The organism is Sorangium sp. So ce693 (genome assembly GCF_051521375.1).
Classification (GTDB): domain Bacteria; phylum Myxococcota_A; class Polyangia; order Polyangiales; family Polyangiaceae; genus Sorangium; species Sorangium atrum.
The window spans coordinates 1,321,162-1,337,392 of sequence record NZ_CP150347.1; the positions used below are offsets into that span (position 1 = coordinate 1,321,162).

The following is a 16,231-nucleotide window of genomic DNA, read 5'->3' on the forward strand; positions in this document are numbered from 1 at the left end:
CCCGTAACCGGTAACCGGATGCGGCGCGGCACTTGCCGAGTTCGCGAAATCGCGAGCATCCCCTTGATGTCAGGGCGCCGGTTCGGTACCCATCAAAGACGGTCCATGTCCACGCCGCCGCCCATGGTCGGGCCAGGTCGAACGATGTCGCCTGCAGATGACAGCCTGGGCCCTGCGCCATCGAGCTCGGATTGGAAGGGCCACCTGGAGATCCGGCTCGGCGATCTCCCGGGGACGCGACGGCCGCTGACGGAGTCCCACATCGTCATCGGCAGAGCGCCGGGCGTGCAGCTCACGCTCGACCACTACACCGTCTCCCGGCGCCACGCGGAGCTCTTCTGCGATCCGTTCGGCCGGTGGTGGATCCGCGACCTCGGCAGCACCAACGGGACGCTCGTCAACGACGAGCGGATCAACGAGAAGGTGCTGAAGCCGGGCGATCGCATCGGGATCGGCGACTACATCCTCGAGTTCCAGCTCACGGCGCGGGCCCCTCGCGTGCCGATCGACCCGGGCGGCCTCCATTTCGAGGAGGACAAACCGACCGCGATCCGCAAGCTCGGCGAGCTCGACCCGCCGCGGATCGCGGCGAAGCACCTGTTCACCCTGATGGACCTGTCGCGGCGGCTCCTCAGCATCGAGGACGCGACGGATCGGTTCGACGCGCTCTGCCAGCTGATGGTCCGCGAGGACTTCCACGGCAGCATGGCGCTCGCGCTGCGGCTCCGGCAGAACGGCGCGCTGACGATCCTGTCCGGGCCGCACCGCCCCTTCCAGTCGCTCCGGCGCGAGGACTCCGTCGCCCCGCCGTACATCTCGCGCCGCGTGCTCGCGGCGGTGCAGGACACGCGCGAGCCGGTGCTCGCCGGCAACCTGGTGAGCGACAGCGCCACGGTCGAGCTCACGATGTCGCGCGACGTCATGGCCCTCTGGGTCGTGGCCTGTCCGCTGCGCGTCGAGGAGCAGATGATGAACCTGCTCTACGTGACCCTGCCGCCCGACTTCGGCAGCGTCGAGTGGCTCGGGCTCATCGCGCTCGCGGCGGAGGTCTATCAGCAGGCCGAGTCGGCCTGGGAGGCGCGGCGCCACGCGCAGGCGCACGCGGCGATCGAGCGGGAGCTCGAGATGGCGCACCAGATCCAGCGGACCTTCGTCCCGAAGCGGCTGGAGTTCAAGGCGCTGGACGTGGCGCTCGGCTTCGAGCCGTGCCGGTGGGTCGGGGGCGACTACGTGGACATCGTCCCGATGCCGGACGGCCGCCTCATGCTCGCCGTGGCGGACGTCTGCGGCAAGGGGCTCCAGGCCGCGCTCATCGGCTCGAGCGTCCACACGATGGTGCGCGCGACGGTCGACGCCGGCCGCGGGATCACGGGCATGATGGACCGGCTGAACGCCTACCTCTGCGAGTACCTGCCGGAGCACTCGTTCGTCACGATGGTGGCCGTCGCCCTCGACCCCGCGACGGGCCGCATGGAGTGCGTCAACGCAGGGCACCCGCCGGCGCTGGTGGCGACCGCGGAGGGCGGCCTGCGGCACCTCCAGGCGGCCGTCAACCCGGCGCTCGGGGTCGGCCCGGTGCCGATGGAGGCGCACCAGAGCGTGCTCGCGCCGGGCGAGGTGCTCGCGATGTACACCGACGGGCTCACCGAGCTGCGCAACTCGTCGAAGCAGATGCTCGGCCTGCACGCGCTCGGCACGGGCTTCGCCAAGCTCTGCGCGACGAGCGCTGGCCGCCCGGTCGCGTCGATCGCCGACAAGCTCACGCACATGCTCGAGGAGTTCCGCGGCGACCAGCTGCCCGAGGACGACAGGGCCTTCCTCCTCGCGCGGCGCACCTGAGCGCGCCGCCTTCGGCAGCCCGGCGGAGCCCCTGAGCGCGCCGAGGGCGGGGTTCCGGCCTCCCCTGGGGAGCGCGCCCGCGCCCCGTCGCGCTCAGCGAGCGGCGTCGCCCGCGCCAGCAGACGCCGGCGACTCGCCCTCCAGCGGCTCGCTCGGCGTCGGCTCTCGGCGCTGCGTACCGGAAGGGCCTGCAGAGCCGAAGGGCTGGGTCATCGAGATGCGCGAGCCCGGCGCCATCCGCCGCGGGAACGCGCCCGACACGGACAGGAGGAGCGTGTTCCGGACGACGCGCGTGTCGGGGAGCTCCGCCGTCCTCGCCTCGGTGCGCTGGTTCGCGTGCTGGTACCGGAGCGCGAGCGCGAAGTCGGGGATGACGATGACGGGGCTGTAGAGCAGCCCAACGTCGGTGAGCACCGCGAGCGTCGTCGGCCCCGTGTCGAGATCACCCGCCGCGTTCGTCTCGAGAGGTTGCGCGAGCTGCGCGCTGGCCGAGCCCTCGACCGACAGGTGCCAGGCGGCGTGGATGGGCACCGCGGCGCGGAGCGTCAGCATGTGGGAGAGCTGGATCTGCTGCAGGAAGACGTTCGGCGTGGCCGCATAGGTGTACGCGAGCTCGGCCGCGTCGCCCCGCTCGTGCAAGTAGCGCAGCGCCGCGAGCCCGGTCGGGCGCGCGAGCGACCCGGCGCCGCCCGCCAGGTCCGTCGCGACGACCCCGCCGACGTCGACCTGGCTCGAGAAGCGACGCCCGAGGTCGTGCTGCCAGCTCGCCACGAGCGTGCTGAGGAGCTGGTCGCGCGACGCGTACGTGTCTTCGGTCGCGGGATCGGTGTCGGTGACCGGAACGTTGTCGAAATGGGTGTAGCCGACCGAGAGCGCGAGGGCCGCGACGTCGTGACGGAAGCTTCGGTTCGCGTTCAGCGTGTTCGTCACGCTGTACGTGCGCTGCGGGCGATCCAGGAGCGGGTTGTAGACGGCGAACGCCGCCGCCTGCCCGAGCGACCAGACCGGCGAGGGCTGGAACGAGAACCCCTCGTTGAACGACCCCTGCACGAAGTTCGTCGTCCCGCCAGCGGTGCCCTGGAGCGTCGTGGTCCCCGGCGTCTGCTCGAGCTGGAACGTGTTGAGCTGGCCTTGCGACCCGGACGCCCCGAGCGTCAGCGACGTCCTCGGCGACGTGACGAAGCGGCCGGACCACACGGCCACGTTCGAGTACGAGCTCGCCTCCGCGTGTCGGAAGAAGAAGCTCGTCGAGAACGTGTAGGACAGCGTCTGTGCGGTCCGCGGCGTCGTGTAGGTGAAGATCAGGCCGGGGCTCGCGGTCCCGAAGCCGTCGGCGTCGGGACCGGGCCCGGCCGGGGGCTCGGCCGCGGAGGTCACGTTGTCGGTGACGCCGATCGACCCGGTGAAGACGCCGTGGAGGGTTGCGTCCTGCGCCCGGGCGTCGTGGTGGGTGAGGATCGCGCAGCCGAAGGCCGCGACCGCAATACCTCGTCCGGAGCGCATGAGGGCTGCAAGGTAACAATGGAGCCGGCGCTCGGCTACGCCTCCCCGACCTTTCGGTGCGAGGAGGCGGGCGCCGCGCGCCGGCCGTTCAGGCGTCGAGCAGGACGACACCGAGGATGGGCGCCGGTCGGAGCTGCTCGATGGCCTGGCGGATCGCCTTGCGGGTCGACTTCTTGACAAGCGAGGTCAGGACCACGCCGTCCACCGAGTCGCCGATGACGTTCAGGTCCATGCTGCCGAGCACCGGCGGCGTGTCGATGATGATGTAGGAGTAGCCCGCGCGCTTGAGGCTCTCGATCGCGGTCGAGAACGCCACCCCGTCGAAGATCGGCGGCCGCTCCGTGCGGGGATCGACGGCCAGGATGTGGACGGGCGTCTGGAGGGCGAGCCTCGCGTCGGGCGACCTGCCGCCGATCGGCGCGGCGTTCCTGTCCGACGATGCCTCGCCGCCCTCGTCGCCGGGCGCCACGGCGGGCGCCGCCTGATCGACGACGACCCAGGGCGCGAACCGGTCGTTGACATGGCGCTGGAGCTGCTCCGTGAAGCAGCTCGGGGGCTCGAACCGCAGCGCCTTCGCGATGCCGGGCTTGCGGATGTTCGCCTCGACGAGGAGGATCTTCCCGCGGACGGTCTCGCGGAGCGCGAGCGCGAGGTTGATGGCGCAGGACGTCTTGCCCTCGCCGGGCCCCGCGCTCGTCACGGCGATGGTGATCCCCGAGCCCGTCGGCAGCTTGCGCCGGAGCGTCCGGTACGCGTCGGCCTGGGGCGAGTAGGGCGCGCGGAGCATCACGATGTTCGGATCCACGGCGTCCGGCATCGGCACGGGGCGCACGGTGATCTCGCCCGGGCCGCGCAGCGACTCCTCCGGGAGCAGCCCGGCGTTCTCCGGTGTCGTGGGCAGGGAGCGCAGCTGCTCGATGTGCAGCGACGGCGGCTCCTCGAACGTCGGATCCAGCGACTGCAGCTTCGCGTCCACGGCCTGGTGCGCCGGGGTCGACACCACGCGGTTGAAGATCAGGGAGGGCGGCGAGCTGAACGTGCTGGTGAGCGAGCGCTCGATCGGCCTCTCGGGCGGCGGCTGCTGCGGCGGCTGCTGCTGATGTGGTTGCGGCACCTCGCGCACGGTCACCTCGCGCGTCGCGGGCGGCACCACGCGATCGAAGACGAGCGAAGGAGGCGAGGTGAACGCGCCGCTGAACGATCGCTCGAGCGGCGGCGCTCCCCCGGGGGGCGCCGCCGCGTCCCGGACCCCCACGTCGCGCGCCGGCGGGGCGATGACCCGGTCGATCGGCACCGGCAGCGCCGGCGAGCTGCCCGGCCTCCCGCCGCTCGACACGAGCCCGGGGCTGCTCAGCGTCGCGCTCAGATCGACGACGCGCGCGATCGCCGGGGATGAGCCTTGCCGGTCGGGGCCGGGCGGCAGCGCCGGCGCGGGCATGCCGAGCACCGTCGCGGTACCCGGATGCGCGCGGTGCTCGCCGTGGTCCGCCGCAGGACCCCCGAGGAAGAGCGCCGTCGCCGGCGACGGCCCCCTGAGCGGCTGCGGCGCGCCGGGGTGAGCGCCCGGCGCCTGCGCGGCGCCGAGGCGCAGCCCCATCGCCTGCGGGTGCTGCGGCGAAGGGGGGAGATCTTGCCGGATGGTCGGCGAGTCGAACGCGGCGCTCGGGTCGTCCTGGCTGGAGCTCGGGCGCTCCGCCGCGACCACGTCCTCCGCGTCGTTCGCGAGGCGCAGGACGCGGGCGATCATCTCCTCGCGCACGTCCGGATCCGGCGCGATCGAGCGCCAGTTGCCGACCACGTTGCGGAGCCGGCGCGCCTCGATGACGAGGGCGCGGACCCGCGCGGTCTGCTCCGCGCGACTCAGGAAGTCGCAGACCTGATCGAGCGCCCGCTCGAGGGAAGCGACCGGCGGCGGCTTTCCCGGCTCAGCTCCGCCTGCCTCAGCCACGGCGCCCTCGGGGCGCGCGCGCGGCGGGCGGTACGACGACGAGCACCGGAGCGAGCGCCATTCGATCGATATCTTCCATGTCGTAAACCCGATCGTCGAACACGATGCCACGCGCCGCGGCGGCCGCGATGCCGGCCGCAACGGACAAGAACAGCCCGCCGATGGCGATGATCAACCGCGACGGGCTCGACGGCGCGCTCGGCCGGTACGCCGGGTCGAGCACCTCGATCTGCGCCGAGTAGCCGCCCTGCTCCGAGCTCGCTGCGATCTCGGCGCGGAACGACTTGCCCTCGAGGTCGGAGAGGCGCTGCTGCGCGCGCGCCTTCTCGCGGGTGAGCCGCGACCAGTCGGTCTCGGTGTTGATGATCTGCTTCGCCGCCTCGCTCGCGTCGGCCGCGTTGCCCTTCTTCGCGCCCCTGCGCACCGCGATCTCCCGCTCGAGAGCCGCGAGCTGGGACTTGATCTTCGCCTTCTCGGCCTCGTCGGTCGCGGGGACCTCCACCACCGGCTCCGGCGGCAGGACGAGCGCCTGCTCGGCGCGCCGCAGCGCCGCCTCGGCGTTGGTCACGCGGGCCGCCGCCGCCCGGACGTCGGGGTGCTGCTCGGTGAAGCGGGACTGCTTGTCGGCCAGATCCCGCCGCGCGGTGGCGAGCTCCTGCTCGGCCTGATCCCGCTGCCGGGTGAGCGCGGGGGAGGGCACCCCGGCGGCGCTCACCGCCGGTTGCTCCGGCTTGCCGGTGAGCCGGCTGCGCAGGCGGGGCACCTGCCGCTCGAGCGCCTCGAGGGTCGGGTCGGTCCCGGTGGCGCGCCGCTCCCGCTCGCGGATGGCGGCGCCGCCCTGCGAGCCGCCGGGGGTGGACTGCTCGGTGGCGAACTCGGGGTGCTCTGCCAGGAAGGCCGCGAGCTCGGTCTCGGCCTTCTCGACGTCCTGCTCGGCGCGCTTCAGCTCGGCGTCGAGGAACTCGTTCGTCAGCTTCGCCTGCGACCTGCGCATGCGCGTCGTCTCCTCGACGAGGATGTCCGCGAGCCGCTGCGTCACCTCCTGCGCCTGCTCGCGCGTCTCCCCTTCGGCCGAGATCGCGAAGGTGTCCTGCGAGCGGGCCTTGAAGGTGATCTTGGCGCGGAGCCGATCGACAGCGTCGACCATGCCCCGCTTCTCGAGGACGTCGGGGAAGAGGTTGAACTCGGTCACGACCTTCTCGAGGTTGGAGCGCGCGAGCAGCGTCTCCTTGAGGCGCGCGGAGAGGGTGCGGAGCGGGTCGGGCCCGTCCGGCCCGAGGTACGTCGCCTTGACGCCCTCGCGGTAGAAGATCACGGTCTCGGAGCGGTACGCGGGCTTCCTCGACTGCACGACGAGCACCGTGAACCCGAGCCCCGCGATCGCCACCAGCACCGCCACGTACCAGTGCGCCAGCGTCCGGTTGATCATCGCGCTGACGCTGGGCGGCTGCGGACCTGCAGGCCGCGCCGATGCGTCGGCGGGAATCGCCCCGAGCGCCTCCTGGGGCGGGGTAGGCCCGGAGGGCTGCTGGTTCATCTTCTTGTCCATGGTCCCCGCTCCTCGAAGGTTGCCTTGCTCCGCCCGGCCCGGAGGACGCGCACCCCGGTCTGGCAGGCTGGTTGGCTATGGTAGACGTGCGACGCCCGAGCGCCAGCTTGTTGCACTCGGCTGTGCCCGCCGCGTGCCCGCCGCGCGCAACCCCACGCCTAACACGCCTCCGGTACGCGCAGCACGCGCAGCGCGCGCAACCAGCGCCGCGGCGACGGGTGGGCGCCGTCCGGGCGACTCCAGCCGCTCAGCAACGTCCGCGCGACACCTGCCGCGCGGCGCTGCCACCGCGGCCGTCGTCGACGGGTGGGCCGGGGGGCCGGGGTGGCGGCGCGCGCGCCGCCACCGAGCGTCACGTGGGGAACACCCGATCGAGGCGCAGCAGGCGGAAGATCGCGCGCGGCTGATCCCTCAGCCCGACGATGCGCACCTGGCCGCCGTTGGCCCGTACCCGCTTGAACAGCGAGACGATGACGCCGACGCCCGAGCTGTCGATCAGCCGGAGGGACGAGAGCTCGAGCGTGATGTTCTGCCGGTTCTCGGCCACCAGCTCGTCCACCAATGTCCTGAACTCCGGTGCGGTCACTGCGTCGAGGGTCCCCTCGAACTGCACGACCGTCTCACTGCCGTTATCGGTCCGCGTATAGCTCATTGGATTTTGATTCCCCCTGCGGCGCGGGTCGCGCCCGAACGGGAGACGCTCCGCATTCGAAAACTGCTTGTCCGATGCCCTGTCGCCCCGGCGAAATCGGCGTCGGAATGCTCTTGTTCGCTGCTGCCTTCACCCTCGTCGCCGGCAATACACGAGCTGCCCTCCCTCCGCTTCACCAGACGAAGGACATTCGGGCTGCCGGGACAGTAGTCGACCTCATCCATGAATGACTTGATGATGAAGAGCCCCATCCCGGACTCGGGGAGGTCGTCGATGGGAGGGTTGTCGATGGCCGCGGGATCGAAGCTGCAGCCCGTGTCCATCAAGCGAATGATAATGCCGTCCGCGTCGGACTCGATCTCGATGTCGACGTCGCCCGGCGGGCCAGCGCGGTATCCGTGAATCGCGATGTTGTTGAACGCCTCGCCGAACGCCGAGACGGTCTGGTCCTCGAAATCCTCCTGGGTGAGGCCGGGCGACCCGCCCTCGACCCTCCCAGGCGCGGCCATCTTGCATGCGGCCGCCACCACGCGGAGGGCGAGGTGGCGATAGGTCAACGAACCTGGTACGCGGAGTCGGATCACGCCCAAACCTCCATCCGAGCTTGTACCCTACCACGTTCTCGACTATGGGAGCCACAAGGTAAACAGTGACACCTGGCGTTCGTGTAGCGAAACGTGCGATCGACATCGCGGGCTCGCTCGTGGGTCTCACGCTGACCCTCCCGCTCTACCCTCTCATCGGCGCGGCTATCTACCTCGAGTCGCCCGGGCCGATCTTCTACATGCAGCGCCGTGCCGGGATGCTCATCGGCACGGAAGTGCGGGACGGCGTGGCCTACCCGCGATTCGTCGAATTCCACATGCGCAAGTTCCGTTCCATGCGCGTGGATGCCGAGAAGTTGACGGGGGCCGTGCTCGCCCAGCAGGACGACCCGCGCATCACCCGGGTCGGCCGCTTCCTGCGCAAGACGCGCCTCGACGAGATCCCGCAGTTCTGGAGCGTGCTCATGGGGGACATGAGCATCGTGGGGCCGCGCCCCGAGCGCCCCGAGCTGCTCGTCAACCTCGCGCTCGCCATTCCGTTCTTCGAGGAGCGGATGCGCGACATCAAGCCGGGCATCACGGGGCTCGCGCAGGTGTCGCTCGGGTATACCGGGCGCGCCCCGGCGGAGAGCGAGGTCGCCGCGTTCGAGGCGACGCTGACGAACCCGTTCGGCCTCGAGGAGGCGGAGGGCGCCGAGGCCGACGACATGCGGATGAAGCTGCTCTTCGACCTCGCGTACGCCGCGTCGCTCGAGAAGCTCTCGACGTTCCTGCAGATGGAGCTCTCGATCATCGTGAAGACGCCGCTCGTGATGGTCCTCGGCCTGGGGCGCTGAGCGGGCGCCGCGCCTCCGGAACGCCGACGCGGGCGTCGCGGCCGCGATCGCTCCGCGCGTCATGGCGCTCTCTCTGCAGAACCGGGGCAGCTCCGCGCGGCTGCGCTAGGCCCTCTTGCTCAGCAAGAAGATCACGAACACCAGGCCGAGGTCGGCCAGGATGAGCCGGTAGAGGTCGCGTTTCTCGAACTGGATCGAGAAGCTCGGATCGACGCTCCTGATGGCGCAATACAGCGACCCCGCCAGGCCGAAGTAGATCCAGAGCACGTAGTGGTAGGTGAACGAGAGGAAGAAGATCCCGACCATCATCCCGCAGAACCCGGCCATGATCGCCATGGCCCAGGCGCGGATCGTCGCGAACTGTGCGCCGTGCTCGTACCGCTTGAGCGCGACCAGCGAGATCTTGAGGGTGAGGTAGATCATCGCCGACCACGCGAACATCCCGAGCGGGCCGAGCTCCGAGAGCGCGAGGAGGTACGCGTTGTGCGCGGTGAGCCAGTGGTGCTCCGTGAACTGGCGGAAGCCCGCGCCCATCAGCGGGAACATCCGGTAGATGTTCAGCCCCTCGCCCAGGATCTCCGTGCGCTCGCCCGCCGACTCGTCGGCCTCGTCGCCGCCGCGGCCGCCGAGCATCATGAGCGGCGCCGCGCAGATCGCGCCGAAGATCGCGCCGCGGATGCCGTACTTCTTGACGAAGTAGACGCCCAGCACCGTCGCGAAGACGAGCTGGCCGCCCCGGGACTGCGTGAGGATGATCGCGGTCGCGATCAAGAGGAGCGAGCCGAAGACCAGGAGCGCGCGCATGAAGGAGCGCTTCTGCTCGAACATCGCGAAGCTGAACGGCAGCACGATGCCCGACGTGAGCGCGAGCTCGTTCGGATCCTGGAGCACGCCGCGCCAGCGCACGCGGCCGTTGATCGTCGACGTCTTGAAGAGGCCGACGCGCTCGCACAGGTACTCGACCTCGGGATCGGCGCCCGGCCCCTCGCGGCAGTCCACGCGCAGCTCGCACGAGCGGCCGTCGGGGATGCCGGCCTCGCCGCGCGAGCCGCCGATGGTCTGCGTCATCGCCAGGCACTGGAACGAGGAGAACCCCTGGTGCACGGCGACGCCCGCCACGAAGAGGCCCATGATGAGCACCGTGGTGGCGAGCTTCTGGAAGCCCTTGAAGCCGTCGGTGCTGTGCCCGATCAGGAAGAAGAGCACGAACGTCACGCTGATCGAGACGAAGCCCTCCGAGAACTCGGCGGGGTTCCGGAAGCCGAGCGTGAACACGCACCAGAAGTAGACGACGATGGCCCACCGGAGCTGCGGGGTCGCCTTCAGCCTGACCTTGCCCATGGCGAGGTCGAGGCCCATGCCCATGAAGGCGAGGCCGAGCCAGAGGTACAGGAACGGCAGGTTCTCGAAGCGCTCGTCCCATTCCTGGGGCCTGCCGTAGATGAAGATGATGAGAAGGATGACCCCGGGGAGCGCGAGCATGTCGAGGGTCCTCGGCGAAGACGCCGTTCGGGTGGTGGGGGACGTTCCGGAGGATCGCGGCTCGCGTCAAGCGACTTGCGCTCGCTCCCTCCGGCGCGGTTGCAGGGCCCTCGACGCTAGGTGCTGAGGCCCACGCGGCGCACGGCCTGGTTCAGGAACGGGACGAACTCGTCCGCCGCCCTCGCATTGCCCGCGCTCGAGGGGTGGTTGTCGGTGTTGCCCTCCGAGCCGTGGAGGGAGAAGTTGGACTCGCCCTTGTTCGTGAGCACGTCGTAGTAGTCGAAGACGACGACGTTCCTCTCCGGATAGCCGCTGAGCCAGCCGTCGGGCGACTTGACCCAGTTGTTGAACGAACGGGCGAGATCCGCCTGGCGCTGCGCGATCTCGGCGTCGGAGGGCTTCCCGAGGAGCCGCTTGGCGGTCCACTTCCAGGCGGGCTCCTTCGAGCGTTTGAGGATGTTGGCGGGGGCGGTGATGTAGACGAACAGCGTGTCCTTCCGCTTCGCGAGGTCGGGCAGGATCGACGTCAGCGTGGCCTTCGCGTTCCAGACGGTGAGCTCCGGGCCGGCCGGGTTGCCGGGGGCGGAGCCCTCGCCGACGAAGCGGTTGTTGGGATAACAGGACTTGAAGACGACGATCCGGTTCACCACGCCGTCCGGGTGCATCTGGTCGTTCAGCGCGACCCGGAGCACCTTGTCCATCTTGTCGCGGAACTTGGGCGCCCAGTCGAAGAGGTCGGTGTTCTCGCCGATCTCGCTGCCGTAGGAGGCCTCGTGGACGCGGTAACCCTGATCCGTGAGCTTCTTCTTGAGCCCACCTCCGTTCGGGTGCGCCTCGTAGACGCACGACGCCTTCTCCTTCTCGGCGCCCGGCTCCGTGAGGAGCTGGCCGCCGCACGAGTGATGGATGAACAGGAGATCCAGCGGGGTATCGGGCCGGGTGCTCGCGAAGCCCGACAGATCGAGCGAGCCTGCCTTCGCGATGGGGCCGGTCGCGGCCGGCGCCGTGCCCTCGATGGGGATGAACAGGGCGCCCAGCGCGACGAGGAATGTGCCGGCAGAGACGAGTCGCTTCTTGCTCATGGCATCTCCGTACAGGACGTGGGCAAGGAGGATGGATTATTGCAGCGCGCCACGCCGAGGACAAGCGGGCGCGGATGGCGCCATCGTCACGTTTGCCGTTTGCCGCTTGCCGCTTGCCGCTCGCGACACGGCGCTCAGAAGGCGAGGACACCGCCCTCGTCGGCTTTGGCGGCCGAGCCGGCGCGGATCGTGATCTCGTCTCCGTCGGCCGCGGGCTTCCTGATCACGTCGTAGGATGCGCCGGGGGAGAGGCCCGTGACGACGTGCTTCGCCACGCCGGGGAGCGTGGTGAACTGCACCTCGGACACTGCGCCCAGCTCGACAGGGAACAGGACCAGCGTGCCCTTCACCGCCGCGCCCACGAACGGCGTCCCGCGCTTCGTGCGCACGAGCGCCACCGGATCCGCCGTCGCGTTGCCGGCCGCTCCCTGGAGCACGTGCAGGAAGCGCGCGTCCTTCGGCATCGGGGCCGGCGGCTCGACCCGCAGGGTCGCGAGCATCGGCTCGTTCTCGGCAGGCTTGGTGTCCCAGGTGCCCGTCGGCTTGTACGGCTCGGCCACGACGACGGCGCTCTCCGGCAGGACCGTGGTCACGAAGAGCTTTTGCCCCTTCGCGGTCGTGGCCGTCGCGAGCTTCCCCGCGACCTGCGCCGCGCTCGGCGTTTGCACGAAGAAGCGCTTGAAGCGCCCGTCCTTGCCCGTCGCGGCGCGGTCGTAGAGGACGAGGTGGTCCGGCTTGAGCCACACGAGCGCGCGGCTGACGTGCGTGACGTCGCGGATGTTCTCGTACTCGGAGTTGTAGAGCGGGGTCGCGTCGCCGAGGACGTAGACGTAGTCCTGCGCGAAGCTCTTCGCGAGGACCCTGGGATCCCCCGTGTGCACGAGCGGCCACTGGGACCCGCGCCGCCAGAGCTCGCCGCGGTTCGGGTCGTCGTAGCGGCGGTTCTTGTCGTTCTCGACCGCGAGGGTGTTGTGCTGCTCGGAGCTCGCCATGAAGGCGCCGTACCCGACGCGCTCCTTCGTGAGCCACTCGCCGCCACGGTAGAAGCCGAAGCTGAGGCCGTCGCCGTGCTGGTGGTCGATCTGCTCCCAGCCGAGCTGGAATTGGAGCCACGTGGCCTCGGGCCCCCAGCTCGTCCTCGCGAAGACCTGGCCGAGGCCGGGGCCGTAGTGCGTGAGCGGGATGGAGGGGCGCGGGTCGGTCGGGGTGACCGCCGGGTCGAGCAGGAGGAAGTACAGGATCGAGTGGCGCTTGTGGGTCTGGCCGAGCTGCGAGCGGGCGCGCCGCGCGAGGGCCGCGGCGCCGCCAGGGCCGGCGTGGATGGCCATCCAGCGGAGCGCGTTCAGGCGCTCGGCGTTGCCGCTGTTCTCGGCGTGGAGGCCGAGCGCCGCGAACGGGTCGATGTGATCCGTGTACTCGTAGCGCTCCCCGTCGCCCGTCCACGCGGCCTCGTGGGTCGGCCCGAGCCGGCCCGCCGGCGTGGCGGGGCTCAGGCTGTGGAGGTGGGCCGGGATGAACTCGTGCCAGAACGGGTTGCCGTCGAGGTGCACCTGCGGGCCCCACTTCGCCGGATCGGCCTCGCCGGCCGTCTGGATGGCGAGCAGCGTCTCGCTCACGTAGGCCAGCGTCGCGGGGCCGTACTGGAAGCCCTCCGGCGGCGCGCCGCCGCGCGCGTCGTTCCGCAGGACGCTGTCGGTCATGTAGAGCCACGCCCCGGTGACGTTGGCGAAGTAGTCCCTGAGCCGCGGGTAGGTGCCGCTCGGCTTCGGATCCGGCGGATCGTCGGCCTCGTCGAACGCGAGCGACAGGAGCGTCAGGTTGCGCATGTGCGACGTGAAGTAGTTGTTCACGGCGTACCTGCGCTTCCTCGGCTCCTTCAGCATCGCCGGGTCGTTCAGCTTGCCCACGGGCTCGGGGTGATCGTGGCTCGTTGTCGACGACTGCAGCTGCTCCTCCGCCCAGCGGAGGAAGACGGGCCGTATCGCCGCCTTGTCCTGGGCCGAGAGGTACCCGTAGATCCAGTCGACCGTGAGGCCGAACGACTCTCCGGCCCAGCGGGCGCGGTCGCCGGTCGAGAACCTGCGGACGAAGGGATCCTGCGGATCCCCCTTGTTCACGCGATCGACGATGGTGAGAAGGATCTTGCGCGCGCGGGCGGCGTAGTCGTTGCGGGCCGCCTCGTCGCCCGAGACGAGCGACATGAAGGCGAACAGCTCCGCGTGCGCCTCGCAGTAGATGCGGGCGTGGGTGCAGTCGCCCTCGGAGGGGATGTTGCCCTTGTCCATCGCCGCCGCGGCCTCGGCCGTCACGGCGGCGAGCTCCTTGAACAGGGGGTTCGCCTGCGTGGCGCGCGCCCGGAGCTTCGGCAGATCGGCCGCGCGCACCCAGAGCCGCGGGTGCCCCTTGGTCGGCGTGGCCGGCGGCGCGGGCGGCCCCTCGAAGCGCGGCGCCGCGGCCGCGAGGGCCGCGGTCGCGGACTGGGTGCCCTCGCCGCTGTGGACCGCCGGCGGCCCCGGGGTCTGCCGCCGCTCGCAGCCGGCGAGGAGACCCGCGAGGCCGAGCGCCAGCCCGAGCGACGCGAGCGGCCGCCAGCCCGTCATGTCGCGCGTTCCTTGAGGTACGTGAACGTCCGCTGGAGGCCCTCCTCCGTGGAGACCAGCTGCTTCCACCCGAGCGCCTTCAGCTTCGTGTTGTCGAACCGGTTCCCCTTCCACGAGGTCGCGCTCTTGTAGGGCGTGAAGATGGCCGGCAGCTGCCCCTTCGAGTAGGCGTGGTAGCGCTCGACGAGCTTCGATATCCCGGTGAGGGCGAAGTAGGGCACCGTGAGCGAGCGGATCGGCTTCACCTCGCGCTTGTAGCGGGCGAGGTAGACGTCGGCCGTGGGCAGGTCGTCGTCGTGGACGTTGTAGACCTGCCCCCGCGCGACGTCGCTCCGGCCGGCGACGGCGATCGCCTCGGCGCAGTTGTCGACGTACGAGAGCGGGAGGATGTTGCGGCCGCCGAGGTGCAGGAACACGCCGAAGAGGCTCATCCCGACGCGGCTGGAGAAGGCGTTGCCGCCGGGGCCGTAGATGACGCCGGGGCGGAGCACCGTCAGCGGGAAGCCGTAGCGCGCCTGGTACTCCCAGAAGAGCTTCTCCTGCCGGAGCTTCGCCTGCGAGTAGAGATCGCGCTGCGCGGGCCGCGCCTCCAGGGGCGTGTTCTCGTCGACGATGTACCCCCGCGGGAGATCGGCGACGCCGTAGACGCCGAAGGAGCTGACCAGGACGACACGCGGCGATCGGCCGGTGTGGACGAGCGCCTCGAGCAGGTTCTTCGAGGCGACGACGGTGCTCAAAAACATGTCCGCGGGCGCGCCGCCCATGGCCGCGGCCACGTGGTAGACGACGTCCACGCCCTCGACAGCGCGCTCGGCGGCCTCCTTCGTGGCGAGGGAGCCCACCGCGATGTCGAGGGGGACGCCCCGCCGCTTCTCGATCTCTTCGAGCCGCGAGCGGTTGCTCGCGGGGCGGACGAGGCAGCGGAGGTCGGTCTCGCCATGGGCGAGCAGCCGGTCGACGAGGGCCGACCCAAGGAAGCCGTTCGAGCCGGTGACAAGGACTTTCATGTGCGCGCCTTCTCCTGCGGGACCTGCCGGAAGATCTCATCCATCATCCACGCGACCCGGATCATGTCCCGGTACGAGATGGGCAACTCCGCGCCCCGCGTGATGCTGTCGTAGAAGAGGCCGATCAGGCGGTTCAGCCCCGAGAAGAAGTGGAAGTCGCTGCGGGCGAACCGCACCACGTTCTTGCCCCCCTCGCGGAGGTACGAGAGGGCCTGATCGAAGGCCGGGACGACGCGCCCGATGGCGCTCGGGAGCTTCGGCGACGCGTCGAGGGTGACCGTGCGGCTCGTGAAGTCGACGTGGAGCGTGTTCTTCGTGCCGTAGACGCGGAGGAAGTGCCCGGGCGGCCGCGCGTGCGACGAGAAGGTCCCGTAGGCGCTGACGCGCGCGCCCTGCACCGTGACGCGCAGCTCGTCGAGCATGTCGTCGCGCGAGTCGCCGAACCGCTTCTCCCTGAGCGCGTAGGCGGTCGCGGTGACCTTCGGCTGCTCGTCGTCCACGAACTCGACGATCTTGTTCAGCAGGTGATCGACGTTGTTGTGGAACAGCTTGCCCGGGAGGCGATGGACCCAGTGCGAGCCGTCACCGAGCAGCGCCGCGCCGAAGGGGCCGGCGAGGTTGTAGCCGAAGCAGCTCTCCACGTGGACGGGATCGCCGAGCACGCCGTCGCCGACGAGCCTGCGCATCTCGACGGCCGGGGGATCGAACTGGTACTCCCAGCCGACGGTCATCTTCTTCCCGGCGGCGGTGCAGAGCTCGATGAGGCGCCGCACGTCCGCGAGGTTCAGCGCAGTCGGCTTCTCCACGTAGACGTGGGCGCCCGCCTCGATGGCTCGCCGGGCGAGGAACAGGTGCGACTGCGGAGGGGTGGTGATGTGGACGACGTCGGGCTTCTCGACGTCCAGCAGGCGGTCGAACGAGTCGTAGTGGCTCGCGATGCCGTAGCGCACCGCGATCTGTTCGGCCATCAGGAGCTCCAGGTCGCATACGGCGACGACCCGAGCCCGCTCCGGCATCTTCTGGATCTCTTCTATGTGGCCGTCGGCGATCTTGCCGCAGCCGACGATCGCGATTTTGAGGGTCATGCGGCGGCGGAGCGTACCGCAACGTGGCAGCCGAGAGCTAGGCTCTCCGCCGGCCCGCCGAACAGCGTGGACGCGTCCATGCTCCTCCACGCGCATTCACGCG

The 16,231-nt window shown here is 70.4% G+C and carries 12 protein-coding genes; 2 read left to right on the plus strand and 10 right to left on the minus strand.

Translation table 11 applies throughout. The annotated features are described in order from the left end of the window. Nucleotides 1-144: 144 nt before the first annotated feature. The gene (locus WMF14_RS04930) at nucleotides 145-1,839 is read left to right on the plus strand and encodes a SpoIIE family protein phosphatase (RefSeq protein WP_044963983.1); all 1,695 of its coding nucleotides are present in this window, start codon (nucleotides 145-147) and stop codon (nucleotides 1,837-1,839) included. Nucleotides 1,840-1,932: 93 nt separating this feature from the next. On the opposite strand, the gene WMF14_RS04935 is transcribed toward WMF14_RS04930, so the two are convergent. The 5 genes from WMF14_RS04935 to WMF14_RS04955 form a co-directional block, all read right to left on the minus strand. Beyond that, the gene (locus tag WMF14_RS04935; protein ID WP_437799046.1) at nucleotides 1,933-3,342 is read right to left on the minus strand and encodes a hypothetical protein; all 1,410 of its coding nucleotides are present in this window, start codon (nucleotides 3,340-3,342) and stop codon (nucleotides 1,933-1,935) included. Between the two features lie 88 nt (nucleotides 3,343-3,430). Next, on the minus strand, nucleotides 3,431-5,290 hold the full coding sequence (locus WMF14_RS04940; RefSeq protein ID WP_437799048.1) for a hypothetical protein: 1,860 nt from the start codon (nucleotides 5,288-5,290) through the stop codon (nucleotides 3,431-3,433). Then, on the minus strand, nucleotides 5,283-6,839 hold the full coding sequence (locus WMF14_RS04945) for a GumC family protein (protein ID WP_437327674.1): 1,557 nt from the start codon (nucleotides 6,837-6,839) through the stop codon (nucleotides 5,283-5,285). The genes WMF14_RS04940 and WMF14_RS04945 overlap by 8 nt, the downstream gene beginning before the upstream one ends. Before the next feature lie 352 nt (nucleotides 6,840-7,191). Further along, the gene (locus WMF14_RS04950; protein ID WP_012233514.1) at nucleotides 7,192-7,491 is read right to left on the minus strand and encodes an STAS domain-containing protein; all 300 of its coding nucleotides are present in this window, start codon (nucleotides 7,489-7,491) and stop codon (nucleotides 7,192-7,194) included. Next, nucleotides 7,488-8,048 (minus strand): ATP-binding protein, encoded by a 561-nt coding sequence (locus WMF14_RS04955; RefSeq protein WP_437799050.1) that lies wholly within the window; start codon nucleotides 8,046-8,048, stop codon nucleotides 7,488-7,490. The genes WMF14_RS04950 and WMF14_RS04955 overlap by 4 nt, the downstream gene beginning before the upstream one ends. 92 nt (nucleotides 8,049-8,140) lie before the next feature. Between WMF14_RS04955 and WMF14_RS04960 the strand changes: the two genes are divergently transcribed. Continuing rightward, nucleotides 8,141-8,872 carry a sugar transferase gene (locus tag WMF14_RS04960; protein ID WP_012233516.1) on the plus strand — a complete coding sequence of 244 codons (732 nt, stop codon included), beginning with the start codon at nucleotides 8,141-8,143 and terminating at the stop codon, nucleotides 8,870-8,872. A gap of 105 nt (nucleotides 8,873-8,977) precedes the next feature. Here WMF14_RS04960 and WMF14_RS04965 read toward each other — a convergent pair whose 3' ends face one another. From WMF14_RS04965 to WMF14_RS04985, 5 genes are all read right to left on the minus strand, one after another. Then, nucleotides 8,978-10,354, minus strand: coding sequence for an O-antigen ligase family protein (locus tag WMF14_RS04965; RefSeq protein WP_272100184.1), 1,377 nt, complete (start codon nucleotides 10,352-10,354; stop codon nucleotides 8,978-8,980). A gap of 116 nt (nucleotides 10,355-10,470) precedes the next feature. Continuing rightward, nucleotides 10,471-11,436: a hypothetical protein gene (locus tag WMF14_RS04970; RefSeq protein ID WP_437799051.1), complete on the minus strand. Its 966-nt coding sequence runs from the start codon at nucleotides 11,434-11,436 to the stop codon at nucleotides 10,471-10,473. Nucleotides 11,437-11,570: 134 nt separating this feature from the next. Further along, the gene (locus WMF14_RS04975; RefSeq protein WP_437799052.1) at nucleotides 11,571-14,036 is read right to left on the minus strand and encodes a hypothetical protein; all 2,466 of its coding nucleotides are present in this window, start codon (nucleotides 14,034-14,036) and stop codon (nucleotides 11,571-11,573) included. After that, a complete protein-coding gene (locus WMF14_RS04980) occupies nucleotides 14,033-15,043 on the minus strand; it encodes an NAD-dependent epimerase/dehydratase family protein (protein ID WP_272100189.1) in 1,011 nt (336 codons plus the stop codon). Before WMF14_RS04980 ends, WMF14_RS04975 begins: the two co-directional genes overlap by 4 nt. After that, nucleotides 15,040-16,128, minus strand: a complete 1,089-nt coding sequence (locus WMF14_RS04985) for a Gfo/Idh/MocA family protein (RefSeq protein ID WP_437799053.1) — start codon at nucleotides 16,126-16,128, stop codon at nucleotides 15,040-15,042. Before WMF14_RS04985 ends, WMF14_RS04980 begins: the two co-directional genes overlap by 4 nt. Between the last annotated feature and the right edge of the window lie 103 nt (nucleotides 16,129-16,231).

Coding starts and splice junctions, on each gene's coding strand:
- WMF14_RS04950 (WP_012233514.1), bottom strand. CDS start 7,491: ATGAGCTATACGCGGACCGATAACGGCAGTGAGACGGTCGTGCAGTTC.
- WMF14_RS04930 (WP_044963983.1), top strand. CDS start 145: ATGTCGCCTGCAGATGACAGCCTGGGCCCTGCGCCATCGAGCTCGGAT.
- WMF14_RS04935 (WP_437799046.1), bottom strand. CDS start 3,342: ATGCGCTCCGGACGAGGTATTGCGGTCGCGGCCTTCGGCTGCGCGATC.
- WMF14_RS04965 (WP_272100184.1), bottom strand. CDS start 10,354: ATGCTCGCGCTCCCCGGGGTCATCCTTCTCATCATCTTCATCTACGGC.
- WMF14_RS04980 (WP_272100189.1), bottom strand. CDS start 15,043: ATGAAAGTCCTTGTCACCGGCTCGAACGGCTTCCTTGGGTCGGCCCTC.
- WMF14_RS04985 (WP_437799053.1), bottom strand. CDS start 16,128: ATGACCCTCAAAATCGCGATCGTCGGCTGCGGCAAGATCGCCGACGGC.
- WMF14_RS04975 (WP_437799052.1), bottom strand. CDS start 14,036: ATGACGGGCTGGCGGCCGCTCGCGTCGCTCGGGCTGGCGCTCGGCCTC.
- WMF14_RS04970 (WP_437799051.1), bottom strand. CDS start 11,436: ATGAGCAAGAAGCGACTCGTCTCTGCCGGCACATTCCTCGTCGCGCTG.
- WMF14_RS04945 (WP_437327674.1), bottom strand. CDS start 6,839: ATGGACAAGAAGATGAACCAGCAGCCCTCCGGGCCTACCCCGCCCCAG.